General features: G+C 51.9%; 10 protein-coding genes. 9 read left to right on the forward strand and 1 reads right to left on the reverse strand.

Features of this window, described 5'->3' with window-relative positions; genetic code table 11:
• The first annotated feature begins 15 nt into the window (after nucleotides 1–15).
• From ACZ51B_RS10790 to ACZ51B_RS10805, 4 genes are all read left to right on the forward strand, one after another.
• On the forward strand, nucleotides 16–1,905 hold the full coding sequence (locus ACZ51B_RS10790; protein WP_464293332.1) for a carbohydrate binding family 9 domain-containing protein: 1,890 nt from the start codon (nucleotides 16–18) through the stop codon (nucleotides 1,903–1,905).
• A gap of 252 nt (nucleotides 1,906–2,157) precedes the next feature.
• Nucleotides 2,158–3,294 carry a trans-sulfuration enzyme family protein gene (locus tag ACZ51B_RS10795; protein WP_464293333.1) on the forward strand — a complete coding sequence of 379 codons (1,137 nt, stop codon included), beginning with the start codon at nucleotides 2,158–2,160 and terminating at the stop codon, nucleotides 3,292–3,294.
• Between the two features lie 330 nt (nucleotides 3,295–3,624).
• On the forward strand, nucleotides 3,625–5,433 hold the full coding sequence (locus ACZ51B_RS10800) for a methyl-accepting chemotaxis protein (RefSeq protein ID WP_464293334.1): 1,809 nt from the start codon (nucleotides 3,625–3,627) through the stop codon (nucleotides 5,431–5,433).
• Nucleotides 5,434–5,525: 92 nt separating this feature from the next.
• Nucleotides 5,526–7,139 (forward strand): FAD-dependent oxidoreductase, encoded by a 1,614-nt coding sequence (locus ACZ51B_RS10805; RefSeq protein WP_464293335.1) that lies wholly within the window; start codon nucleotides 5,526–5,528, stop codon nucleotides 7,137–7,139.
• On the opposite strand, the gene ACZ51B_RS10810 is transcribed toward ACZ51B_RS10805, so the two are convergent.
• Nucleotides 7,134–8,441, reverse strand: coding sequence for a DUF58 domain-containing protein (locus tag ACZ51B_RS10810; protein ID WP_464293336.1), 1,308 nt, complete (start codon nucleotides 8,439–8,441; stop codon nucleotides 7,134–7,136). The two genes, ACZ51B_RS10805 and ACZ51B_RS10810, sit on opposite strands and share 6 nt — an antisense overlap.
• A gap of 18 nt (nucleotides 8,442–8,459) precedes the next feature.
• On the opposite strand from ACZ51B_RS10810, the gene ACZ51B_RS10815 reads away from it, so the two are divergent.
• The 5 genes from ACZ51B_RS10815 (at nucleotide 8,460) to ACZ51B_RS10835 (ending at nucleotide 13,198) form a co-directional block, all read left to right on the forward strand.
• Nucleotides 8,460–9,206 (forward strand): RDD family protein, encoded by a 747-nt coding sequence (locus ACZ51B_RS10815; protein WP_464293337.1) that lies wholly within the window; start codon nucleotides 8,460–8,462, stop codon nucleotides 9,204–9,206.
• Nucleotides 9,207–9,467: 261 nt separating this feature from the next.
• Complete coding sequence (gene recF, locus ACZ51B_RS10820) at nucleotides 9,468–10,610, forward strand: DNA replication/repair protein RecF (protein ID WP_464293338.1); 1,143 nt, start codon at nucleotides 9,468–9,470, stop codon at nucleotides 10,608–10,610.
• On the forward strand, nucleotides 10,607–11,005 hold the full coding sequence (locus ACZ51B_RS10825; protein ID WP_464293339.1) for a DciA family protein: 399 nt from the start codon (nucleotides 10,607–10,609) through the stop codon (nucleotides 11,003–11,005). Before recF ends, ACZ51B_RS10825 begins: the two co-directional genes overlap by 4 nt.
• Nucleotides 10,993–12,375: a ComEC/Rec2 family competence protein gene (locus ACZ51B_RS10830; RefSeq protein ID WP_464293340.1), complete on the forward strand. Its 1,383-nt coding sequence runs from the start codon at nucleotides 10,993–10,995 to the stop codon at nucleotides 12,373–12,375. Before ACZ51B_RS10825 ends, ACZ51B_RS10830 begins: the two co-directional genes overlap by 13 nt.
• The gene (locus ACZ51B_RS10835; RefSeq protein WP_464293341.1) at nucleotides 12,359–13,198 is read left to right on the forward strand and encodes a ComEC/Rec2 family competence protein; all 840 of its coding nucleotides are present in this window, start codon (nucleotides 12,359–12,361) and stop codon (nucleotides 13,196–13,198) included. Before ACZ51B_RS10830 ends, ACZ51B_RS10835 begins: the two co-directional genes overlap by 17 nt.
• Nucleotides 13,199–13,281 lie beyond the last annotated feature (83 nt).

Raw genomic sequence — 13,281 nt, forward strand, 5'->3', positions numbered from 1 at the left:
TGGACACGCGAAACCATGTCGATCGCCCGGTGCGAGGTGCCACCTGTCATTGATGGAAAGTTGGATGATCCTTGTTGGCAAACCGCATCGAAAGGGACTGGTTTCTATCGATATCAGAGTGATGATCCGATCCAGCAGCAGACCGAAGTTCGGTATTGCGCAGATAAAACACACTTGTATGTGGCGTTCCACTGCCTTGAGAGTCAGCCCAATTTGATTCGGGCGGTGGAGACCCAGCGCGAAGGCAACATCAACCAGGACGATTACGTTGCGGTGGCGATTGATAGCCAGTGTAGCCGCCGCAATCTCAGCGTGTTTTCTGTGTCTGCCAGAGGCACCCAAGTGACTCAATTGGAGGGTGGGACGGCCGACAACATCACTTGGGCGGGCGACTGGAAGGCGGTGACTCAGCGAACTGACGACGGCTGGACATGTGAGATTTCGATACCGTTCGCTCTGCTGAAGTATCCGAAAGGAACGAACAAGTTCCCACTGTTCTTCGTGCGCAAGCTAGCTCGGGAGACGAACATGGAGTGTTGGCCCTGGGTTCCTCTGAATGCCGATCGGAACCTTGCCATGTACATGCACGATTTCACTGGAATCGAGCCGCCGTACTATGCGCCCAAGCCTGTGTTTCTGCCTTACATGCTCCTTAGTGGTGGGCAGGGATCCTATGGACGCATGGGGCTGGATGTCAAATATCCGATCTCGACTACGATGACAGGTGTAGCGACGCTTTTCCCAGACTTCGCCACGGTTGAAAATGCGGTGCAAGACATTAGCTTTTCCTACACAGAGAAGGTGCTTCAAGACAGGCGTCCGTTCTTTGCGGAGGGCAACCAGTTCATCCAAGACATTGGGTTGTTCTACTCTCAGCGCATTCCTACGGTGGATGGTGGGGTGAAAGTGGTGGGCAAGCAAGGTTCGACTTCTGTGAGCCTCCTCTCCACCACGAGCAAAGGAATCAACGCTCAAACAGATGGGGTTTTTAGCATCAACCATGAGTTGGGGTCACTCAGTAACATAGGAGTTGCGGCAACTGCTAACAATATGATTAACAATCCGGCCAACCGAGTTGGGCGTATCAACGGAAGCTACGGTTGGATGCAGGGCAAGGATCAGATGGGGCTGAGTGCCGTGATGGATCAATCATGGACTGCTGGTGACGGCTCGGATCACAACTACTTCTATCGATTCTTTGTCGATGGCGGGAAGGGGCGGCCGCAGCTTGGGATCAACTACCAAGACATTGGGCCGAACTATGTGAACCAGCTGGGTTACATTCCGGAAGTCAATCTGCGCGGAACAAGTGCCTGGGTCGGTCAGTTTGACCAGTTCGATAAGGGCAAACTTGAGGGCTATTACTTTGAGTTTGACGCTGCATCGTATAAGCACGCGACGGGAGGTTTTTTTCGCGACGATCTTGCCATGTTCTTGAATGCTCGCTTTCGCTCGGGTTGGAATTTTACGGCCAGCGAAGACGTGTCCAAGCGAGAAGAAAATCACGACCACACGACGGACCTCGGCACATGGTGGGGGAACAAGACACTTTTACAACGGGGTGGCGTCCATTACACATTTGGCAGCGTAAACAGCCAGTCTTATCGTCTCCTTGGAATTAACCAGGGGATAGCTGTCTCCAAACCGTTTTCTATGAACCTGAGTTACAGCGTGTCGAAGCTGGGATCGGACACGACAACTCAAACGATCCTCGGGGGCACCTATCGATTAGACGCTCATCGGTCCTTTGGGGGGCGGCTTGTGCAGCAGGACAAGAACTACAACTTCTATCTGTCTTATGGCCAGCACTCTCGGAAGGGCTACGATCTTTTCCTCTTATTGGGTGATCCAAATGCTGTTCGGACGCGCCTTGGGTTGACGGTTAAGGTGGTCCGGCCATTCTAAGAAACACTGGAACATTTACAAAGTGATGTCAGTCGTATTAAGTGGCAGACAAATGGATCTGCCCGCAACCCTCCAAACGGGTGCAGGTCATAAACTAGCTCTCCTCCCCATCCGCCTGCACCCACCCAACATACGCTTTGGGTAGGGATCTCCGTTGAGTGTTAGGCGAAACACAGTTCTGACAAACGGTCGTTTGCCTGACTAGATCATGGGGACAAGTACACCTCTCGAAGGGCGTAAAATCGTTTCGTTATGCGCTTCGCAACAAGGGCTCTTCGAATTGGACAGGAACCAGATCCTAAGTATCGTGCGGTTATTCAGCCGCTCTATCAATCCGCAACATTCGCTTGGGAAGACCTGGACCACATTCCAGCTATCGACTACACGCGTTGCGCGAATCCGAACCGCGAGAGCTTAGAGCAAGTTATTGCTGCTCTTGAGAACGGCAAGCACTGCACGCTCTTTGGTAGCGGAATGGCTGCGATTGTCGCGGCGTTTTCGCTTCTTCAGAACGGTGACAACCTTCTCATGGCGACAGACATCTACGGTGGAACCTTCCGCGTGGGTGAGAAGATTCTTCCACGCCAGGGCATTTCTGTTACTGAGTTCGATGCGCATAAGCCAGAGACCATCAAAGATTTGGTCAAGCCGAATTCGAAGATGTTGATCTTCGAGACTCCGACGAATCCAAACCTACGCGTGAGCGACATCGCTGCTGTGGTCAAGGCTGCGAAAGAGTTTGGATTGATCACGGTATTCGACAACACCTTCGCATCACCCGCTCTTCAGAATCCTCTGGATCTTGGTATCGACATCGTGGTGCACAGCACGACCAAGTACATCAGCGGACACTCGGACATCATTGGTGGCGCGACTGTCACCAATAGCGACGAGTATGGCCAGGCGATGTTCGATTGGAACAAGGCTGTCGGTTCGGTGCCTTCTCCGTTCGATTGTTGGCTCTCTTTGCGAGGCGTTAAGACCCTTAGTTGTCGAATGGACGCCCATTGTCGCAATGCTCAAGCAGTTGCCGAGTATCTCGAGGGTCACCCTAAGGTGGCCCGCGTTCATTATCCGGGTCTGCCTTCTCACCCAGATCACGAAGTAGCTAAGAAGCAGATGAGTGGATTTGGTGGCATGCTGGCTTTCGAAGTGAAAGGCACCACCGAGTTTGCTCGTAAGGTTTGCGAGTCCACGCAGGTTTTCCTCTTGGCTGAGTCTCTGGGTGGCGTGGAGTCGCTTGTCGGTTATCCGCCGCTCATGTCTCACGCAACCATGACGGAAGAGCAGCGGTTAGCTAAGGGAATCCCTCCGACCCTCATCCGACTGAGTATTGGAATCGAAGATGCGCAAGACATGATTGCGGATCTTGAGCAGGCACTTTCGTAAAAGCTCTGCACTAAGCCGAGGCGTGCCATCAGACTAGTTCTGGTGGCACGCCTTTGTTTTGTATAGCTTTAACAGCGTATTCTTGCAATCTCTCCATGGATAACTTTGCGCTATGTGACGCAAGTTTCCCACCGTAGTAGTACCTGGAAAGTGCCAATGATTTTGGGGCAATAAGAGGGTTCGGAGGAGTTTGCATTGCGTAAATCCAGAAGTTTGAGTCTCGCTGCCCGACTTGGGATAGCATTTTTCATTGTAATTGCCTTAAGCGTCGTCGGGACCTTGTGGTCGTCTGCATCGTTTGATCGTATTTTAAAGTTACAGAAAGAAGGTGTGACCATCGCCAACAAATCGAATATGTTGGCCCAGGAGTTCCGCGCAGCGTCGCGCGATATGGCAGCCCATACGGAGCTCTACACCTACACCAAGAGCGCAGAGGACAAGAAGGACAAGTTAGCTGCAGATGACTTAGCAGCAGACAAAGTAAAGGAAGTCAGTAAATTGCTTGCCAAACTGCCCGACTCCAAGCAACTGTTGGAACTTCTTGAATCGGCCAGCGAACAAGACGAAAAAGTCTGTAACCCGTTGGAAAACAAAGCCATCGCCCTGACTGCTGAAGGAAAGGGAGCCGAGGCGACAAAGCTCATTCAGGAAAAGTACATCCCTGCACGTGAGGATCTTGAGAAGCGTATCGACAAGTTTGTGGATGCCGTGGAAGCACGATCCGTATTAGCAGCAGCTCAACTCGCCGGGACAGTCGAAGGCACAAAGAAGACTGCTTGGGTAGTCCAGTTCTTCATCCTTGCCTTCAGCATCGTTGCTAGCCGATCCGTCATCGCCAGCGTGAAGAGAGTTATCAACGGGGTATGTGGGCGGATTAACAGAACCATTTCCGCGGATCTCCACGCAATCGCTAACGCAATTCAAGCAGTTGCAAATGGTGATCTGACTTACAAACTTGAGCTCACTGGGGATTCGCACTTACTTCGTTCGAATGATGAATTTAAAGAGCTTGTTCAGAGTTTCAGTGAGATCATCGATACCACGCATCGAGCTGCGGACTCCTATCATGCCGCACAGGAGGCGCTTCACGACCTCATGAGCAAGGTCCAGAAGAGCACTCACACTGTGGTGGACTCTACCAACAGCCTTGAAAGCATGGCAAAGGACAGCGGATGGGCTGCAGAGGAGATCGCTAAAGGAGCGACTTCTTTGGCTGAATCCGCGTCGTCTGTTGCCCATACGATGGAAGGACTGACAGACCAGATTCGAAAGATCAAAGACGGGACTTCTGATCAGGTAAGCGCGGCGATCCGAGCTGATGAAGTTTTGGTAGAGACAGCGTCTTCTATGGTTGAAGTGACTGAGGCATCGGTTGCGATGATGACTTCCGCTCGGGACAGTGGTAAGACGCTTAAAGAGTCGCTCCAAATGATGTCGCTGATCCAGGAAAAGGCTCTATCATCGGCAGCCCAGATGCAAGAGTTGGATCGATGTGGTCAGGAGATTGGACGTATTGTTCAGACCATCAGCGAGATCGCGGGTCAAACCAATCTTCTTGCTCTCAATGCGGCTATCGAAGCAGCACGTGCTGGTGAGCATGGTCGCGGCTTTGCGGTGGTTGCCGACGAAGTGCGCAAGCTTGCAGAGCAGTGTGCTAGCGCATCGGGCGAGATTAGCACCCTCATCACGGACATCGGCTCCAAGGTGAAGGAAGCTGTTAAGTCGATGGAGCAGATGAACAAGGAAGTCTCTACCGGAGCTGAGCATTCTATGGCTGCCTCGGGAGCTGTCGAGACGATCTTACAATCTGCCACCAACGTATCCACCCAGATTCAAGAGGTGTCCCGAAAGACCGACGCCCTGACGAAGATGGTTAAAGAGGTGCGCGATATTGCCCAAACCGTCCAGGGGGCAACAGAAGAGATTTCTAACTCCGCGGTGTTTGTTTCCCAGAACATCACCAATGTGGCCAGTGTCACCGAAGAGACTGCAGCTGCAGCAAGTGAACTCAATCACAAGGTCGAGATGTCTGCCATGGCCTGTACGGAAATGCTTGCGGTGACGGATAAGTTGACCGCCTCAATTAGGCAATTTAATCTTGAGGAGGAGTCGTCAAAGCCGATGCAGCGAGCCGCTTAACACTTCCAGAACCGCCTGAAGACGCGCAGCAAGGTCCTTGCTGCGCGTTTTTATTTATCTAAGCAGTTCCATACAATCGGTAACCTCTCTGAATGCGCGAAGTGAAGTGCGATGTCTTGGTAGTAGGTGGAGGCACAGGCGGTGTTGCGGCGGCTTTGGCGGCCACAGCCATGGGTCTCAAGGTAATTCTTACCGAAGAGACCGACTGGATTGGAGGGCAGCTCACTTCGCAAGCCGTTCCGCCCGACGAACATCCTTGGATTGAGCAGTTTGGCTGCACGAGTCGGTATCGCACTTATCGCAATCTTGTCCGAAAGTTCTACCGAGACCACACACCATTACTTCCTGAGTTCGGCCAACAAGCTGCTCTGAACCCTGGAACAGGGTGGGTTAGCGCGCTATGTCATGAACCACGCATTGGATGGCAGGTATTGAATCAGATGGTTCAGCCAGCGGTTTCGAAGGGGCTTCTCGAAATTCGCCTTCATACCATTGCTTCTGGAAGCATTGCTTTTTCAAATCCGTTCCTAGAAGGAACCGAACAAAGTAGTGTTCATCACGATCAGATCGAATCCGTAGCGCTACTCAATCTCCAAACAATACGGGAAGAGATTGTTCAAGCCAAGTATGTGATTGACGCGACGGAGTTGGGTGATCTTCTTCCGCTGACGGGCACCGAGTACGTTGTGGGGGCGGAGAGTAAAGCAGATACGCACGAACCAAATGCTGTGGAAGGCCCGCCTCAACCTAACAACCAGCAAGGATTTACTTGGGTATTCGCGATGGGATACGAGCCAGGCGAGAATCATACGATTCAGAAACCCGAACAGTATGAATCTTGGAGAAGTTATAAACCTGATTTCTGGCCAGGGCAGTTCTTTGGGTTCACAGACATCAACCCCCAAACAGGGGCGCCTCGGAACCTCCCGATTTTTAGCGATGGTTGGTTCTGTCTGTTCAAGTACCGCCAGATTGTCGAACCGAAAGTCTTTCAGGAAGGTTACATTTCGGTCCCCGTCACGATCGTAAACTGGCCTCAGAACGACTACTTTATCGATCCTATTGTAGATGTAGAACGCACGTTGTTTGCGGACCGACTTCATGCCAGTAAGCAGCTTTCTTTGTCATTGCTGTACTGGCTCCAAACGGAGGCTCCCAATCCTTATGGCAACACGGGTTACCCTGGGTTGCACCTTAGACCCAATCTGACGGGGACTGAGGATGGTTTTGCTAAGACGCCTTACATCCGAGAATCGAGACGCCTGGTAGCACGAACAACTATTACTGAGCAGCAGGTTGCTGCCTATACCAATCCCGATCAGGATCGAGCGACGGAGTTTGCTGACTCGGTGGGTATTGGAGCTTATCGGATCGACTTGCATCCAAGTACAAGCGGCACCAGCTATATCGACACAAGCTCATTGCCGTTTCAGATTCCTTTGGGAGCGCTCATTCCTGTTCGGATGCGCAATCTCATTGCCGCTTGCAAGAACATCGGATCGACACACATCACCAATGGCTGCTACCGACTGCACCCAGTTGAATGGAACATTGGGGAAGCAGCAGGGCTATTGGCTGCCTTCTGCATTGGTCGGAATGTGGTGCCGAGTGAGGTTCACGAGAAAGGAATGCTACTCCACGACTACCAAGCGTTGCTTAGGGCGCAAGGGATCGAATTGGAGTGGCCAAAGCTGAGAGCCTTATAGAAGGCTCTTCTCTTTGACCATGAAATAGTAGGTAACCAGCTTCGCGGCTAGATCCTGAGGTTCGGAATCAAGGTTCCGGACTCCAGCGTTCTCCATGATATACGTGGCATTCCGTCGATCTTCTAAAAGCATCGAGGCAGCCGCTTTCCTGTACAGATCCGTACTGGTTTGAATGTTCCCCGCAAACACTTCTTCGTTCCTCGGATCCATCACGCGACATGTTAGGGAGAGGTGTCTCTTAGCCATTGGGCCGAACGCTCGCACCAAGTCCCTTGCACGATCTTCGTCTTCGTAGTCTGTGAAAGTCACAAGGAGGGATCTGCGCTTCCAGCGCTGGGCAAGGTAGCTGAAGGCCGCGACGGGATCGGATTCGACAGGTTCGGCAACTAAGTCGTGACAAGCCTCGATGATCGCGCCTACGTGGTTTCGCCCCTTTCTAGGTGGGATGTAGCGGCGGACGGTATCAGCGTATACCATGACACCCACGAGGTCACCTGCAACGGCTGCAGCATTCGTCAGCATGAGGAGTGCGTCGAGGACGTGATCCAGTTTTCGGACTCCATTTACTTCCGCAAGCATATGGCGACCAATGTCAATGCAGATCAAGACGCACTGATTGCGTTCTTGCTCGTACTGCCTGACGACCGTTTCGCCTTTACGCGCCGAGGCCTTCCAGTCGATCTTTCTGTAGTCGTCTCCTTCGGCATACTGTCTCAGGCTCTCAAATTCTGTTCCTAGTCCACGTGCGCGAGATCGGCGGATGCCCATCTCTTTAAGTCTGCCCTGTTGCTTGAGGAGGTCAAACTCTTTCAGAGCCAGCACATTTGGATACACGCGCAAAGGTTGGGTTGTGTCGACATAGACCTGATTCGTCACGAGGCCAAGCGGACAATCCACTCGAAGATAGGTCCCTCGAAAGGTTTCGGAGCCTCTTTCTGGAGGTGTCAGGGTGTAGTGCAGTTCTATAGGATCGTCGGGAGCTAGCTTTACTCGGAACTCTCGCTGGGATGCTGGGAAGCTTGGGGGGGCTTCGTCTCGCACTAGCGCCGTGATTGTTTCGACACCCGTGTTCTCGATGGTCAAGGTGACCTTATTGGCGACGCGAACGCTCAGTACTGGATCATGGGTTCGCTTGAAACGGAGGTTTTTGGCAGAGGGTCCCAAACGGCTTGTTGCGTAGGCAATCGCGACCAGGGCCACGTTGTACGCGACTCCCAACATAGGCGAACCAAGCTCCGCGGAGAGCCCAGCCACTGGAACTCCTAGTGCAATTAGCGCCCAAAATCGTTTTGTAGGGATCATCGTTAGTAAACTCTATGTGTGGAGCAAGACGCAGTCATTCTCAGTCCCGAGAAAACGATCATAACCTATCGGCTGGCCGGTTTGGGAAGTCGCATCATCGCTCACCTAGTCGATATCCTTCTGATCATCGGTTTGGTGATGGTCGTCAACGTCATAATTGCTTTCACATTCTTCCGTGTCGATCCCGTTTCTGGCCAGGGGCTTTTGCTACTCATTAGTTTCGTGGTTCCCCTTCTCTACTTCATTTTGCTTGAAGGACTGTGGAATGGGCAGACACCTGGGAAGAAAGCCTTCGGAATTCGAGTGAGGATGACCGACGGTACGCCGATCACGTTCGGAGCAGCGATTGGACGTAATCTCCTGCGTCCTGCGGACATGTTGCCCATATCGTATCTCGCTGGCTTGCTAGCGACCTTCACAAACCCAAGAGCCCAGCGTATTGGAGACTTGGTTGCAAACACGGTGGTGTGCTACGAGAAGCGATCGCTACCCAACTTCACGATTGCACCCCACGTGGTAGGTATACACCCGTTTGAGAACCAAGTGGGTGAATTGAGAGGGATGACCATCGAGGAGTATCACGCACTTCGACGGTTTGCGGATCGGTTCCCAGAGCTCTCAACGAACATTCAGATCAAGTTGACGAACGAAGTGTTTCAACCGATTGCGGAGAGAAGAGGCATTCCAAACCCGCCCAACATCCATCCGATCTATTTGGCTGAGGCGGTCGTGATGAAGTATGGACGCAAACATGGCATCCTTTAAGGCAGAGGAAAGAGGTGGGGAAAGCCGCTGTTTTGAGTGTGAATGAATGGTGGAAAGTGTGGACAGATTTGAGGACGGTGGAGAAGCACACCACTTAACTCGTCATCAGGGGTGGTTATCCACCTATTTATCCACCACGCGGTTCATTAAGATGCTTTTAATTTTGAACCTGAACCGTTGACTTACTCGTGCCGTTAAAGCTGACCTTTTGAAGTTATCCCCAAAATGGTTTGCCTTAATAACAAATCTAATTGATCTATCATGAATACAGTATTAAAAGAAACGGATGTGGAATACCACCGCACTGTCTACTGTGTTCAGTCCGTATTGTTAGATCGGTTCAGGAACTATCGATCTTTAGACCTTTCTTTGAACGCGGGTTTCAATGTGTTGGCTGGACCCAACGCTCAAGGCAAAACGAACCTGTTAGAAGCTCTCTATCTTCTCGCCACAACTCGGCTACTCCGTGGACAGCGTGACACTGAGGCGATTATGGAAGGTGAGCCTAAAGCTCAAGTAAGTGCCACTCTAAGCGAGGTTGGGACTACCGTTTCGATGACTCTGGAACGTGGCGCTCGGAAGAAGGCTTATCTCAATGGATTGGGGCTTCCAAGAGCTGCGGACATCTTGGGGCGGATGCCTTGTGTTTGCGTCAGTTCGGTAGACATGGCGATTGTTCGAGGAGAGCCTGCTGACCGAAGACTCTTCTTGGACCTAGAACTCAGTGGTCTTTATCCGGCCTATCTTCGGCACTTGAGCCTTTATAAACGCGCATTGGAACAACGTAACGCTTTGCTTAAGAGTGCACGAGAATGGGTACCTCCTGATCCTGTTTGGGAGCCTTGGGAAGAGCAGCTGGCAACCCATGGAACTGCGCTCAGAAATGCTCGACAAGCCTATATTGAGCGTCTGATGCCTGTTACCCAGCAGGTTCATTCGCAGATGGGTGGAGGTGAGCAGTTGGGAATGACTTACCTTTGCAAGGATGAGACAACTGACGTGGACGAGCTACGAGCGATGTTGGTAGGGAATCGTTCTGGAGATATTGCTCGAGGATCGACTACAGCGGGTCCACATCGCGATGACCTAATCTTGGACGTTCAAGGCCGTGAGGCGCGTCTGTATGGCTCACAGGGCCAACAGCGCACGTCTGTGATTGCGGTTAAGATGGCGACTTTGCAATTGGCCAAGGAAGAACTCGGATCAGCGCCCTTGTTGTTGTTGGATGACATCCTTTCTGATCTGGACGAAACCCGAAGAGCTTTGCTGGTTGAGGTTGTCTTGGAACGGGCAGGACAAGCGATCCTTACTTGCACTGAAGCTTCTGCTGCTGGAAACAAGATATTGGACAGAGCTCAAGTGTTCTCTGTGAAAGGAGGGACATTGTGCGCAGTCGAGGCATGAGGAGAATCCAAGCGGTTCTGCCTGATGCGATTGAGCAGGCCGAGGTGATACGTACAGCTCGTGCTCAGGTGGTTCTGCGTTATTGGCCTGATGTTGTTGGAGCCGATATGGCTCGGCGATCCTATCCTGATCGGTTTGAGAAAGGGGTTGTGTGGGTTGCAGTGCAAGGTTCTGCCTGGGCACAGGAGCTGCGCTTTATGAAAACGCGCATTCTTGATAAACTGAATGAGATGGAAGGCTCCCGGTTGTTTACCGATGTCCGTTTTGGTGTGCGCCCTCTGCCTTCGAACCTTGAGTATCCAGAACTCCCCGTCATTCCCGAGCGTGTCGTTTACGACGAGTCGCTCTCCATCAGTGAGATTGCGGAGCGGCGGCTAAGAAAGTGGAAAGACTGAGAGATGCGATAGAGCACCGACCTCTGGTCGTGTTTGTGCTTGCTCTCTCCCTAGGCATTACCGTCCCTACTCACCCTTATCATGCTGGGTTTCTGGGTCTGATGCTCCTGTTTTTCCAGACAGACCGTTCCTGGATCATCTCCCTTGTTGCGTCAGTGTTGGGTGTTTGCATTGCACCTTTGCCTGCTATCGAATCGTCAGAAGCTGTCTCGATTCGGGATCAAGTTCAAGTTGTTTCTGTCCCGCGAGAAGGAGCAAAGACACAGAGCTTCTTGATTCAGAGCAATAGCCTTAGGCTTCTAGCAACCGCTCCTCTCGATGCAGAAATTCACAAAGGTGAGCGATGGCAACTGGTCGTGAAGGCCAAGCCTTTGTCTGAGACGATTGCTCCTTTTATGCGAGCTCAGGGCGTTCAGGGATCGATTCGGTGGCCGGGTACGGCGAAGAGAATCAGCGAGGGCCCTTTCATCTATCGATGGTCTGATGCTTGGCGTAAGCGGTTCGCGAAGTTTAGTGATGAGATCCTGATGCCAGATGACGCGAGGTGGATTCAGGCACTCTGCTTTCGATCTGGTGCGATGCAACCTGAGGAGCGAGATGCTTTGGTTCGGACCGGCACGGTCCACTTAGTAGCAGCTTCGGGTCTTCATGTCGGGGTTTTGGCGGCGCTGTTATTTACAGTCTTACGGTGGGTACCTATTGGGCGTCCGCTGCAATTAGTGATCATTGGGTTTGTGCTTTGCTTGTACTGTCTGGCGACAGGTTTGCATATGCCCACCGTTCGCGCGGTTTGTAGTCTCATGGTTGGGTGTTCGGCCTACTTGGTTAAACGCGACCCAGACGCGTTGTCAGCTCTGGCTTTGGGGTCGGGTGGATATCTCTTGTTCGACCCAGCGGCTATTTACAGCGTGGGGTTCCAGCTATCGTTTTGTATTGTCACGACTCTCATTCTTTTCCTTCCTCGACTTAAGTCAAAGGAGCGAAACTTGGTGTCTGTTGCAAAGACCTACGTGTTGGAAGGGTCGGTGCTTAGCATGTTGGCTGCTGTGGTGGGTGAGCCAATTCTGGCGGCCCATACGGGAGTTCTTTCTCTGACAAATATTCCGGCTAACATGGTTGCCGTGCTCCCAGCATGCGCAGCAATCTGGATTGCTTTCCTTGCTTTTGGGGTGTCGTTTGTTTCGCTAGCTGCTGCCAAACCTCTGATGGCGGCGGTCGCATCACTTACGATGATTTGTCGATGGGCAATTGTGGGTCTGGATCGATTTGCATGGACCCACATTGTAGTGCCGTCCTTTTCAAGCTATCTCTTGATTCCTCTGTACGGTCTATTACTCTTCGCTTGGAGGCCTCGTGTTCAACAAGATTAGGCCGTATCAGTTAGCCGTTGTTGGCCTGATTGCTGGAATTGCCGTTGGAGCATTTCAACCACCCGCAAATGATCTCACCTTTCTATCGGTGGGTCAGGGTGACTGTGCTGTTTTGCGACATAAGGGACACACCGTGTTGATCGACGCTGGCCCAAAAACAGACTTTGCGGATGCAGGTGAACGAATTGTGATTCCTCGGCTGCACCAAATGGGCGTTTTGTCTGTGGATCTGATTTTGCTTTCTCATCCTGATATCGATCATGTGGGTGGTGTTCCGGCGATCTTGCGCGCTTATCCTGATTGTCGCATTGCGATCTCAAAATGTTTTGATCAGGACGAAAAGTGGCTGAGGCTTATTCGTGAGTGGAGTCTGAAGCCGAACCAGTTGATCTGGCTGCCCCACCATAGCAAGGTCAAGTTTGAAGGCGTGGAGATGGACATTACGTGTCCGAAGTGGACTCCAGGCATGGGCGACAACGATGGTTCTATGTTTGTGCACCTGCTGGATGAGGGCGGCACGGCTGTGTTTTCTGGCGATGCTCCAAGTCGGGTGGAGCATGAGCTTGTTTCAACAGGTGACTGGCGAAGCGATGTTCTGAAGTGCGGGCATCATGGCAGCAAAACTTCATCAAGTGGTGAATGGGTCGATGCGGTTCACCCTTCTTATGCAGTGTTGAGTGTGGGCAGGAACAATCGATATGGGCATCCAAAGCAAGAGGTCTTGAATTTGTTGCAATCAAAAGGTGTGCGGACCTTTCGCACAGACCGTCAAGGAGATTTAAGGTTTGTGCTTCAGAATGGGCACTTTGTGTTGTCTAAGTGAAGGTGAAACAGCGCACCCGCAGAATGCTATTTCTGGTGATTCTGTGCCCTACGATCTCTAGAAACTCTGGACGATGGTGAACT

This window comes from Fimbriimonas sp. LA-C6 (assembly GCF_055398105.1).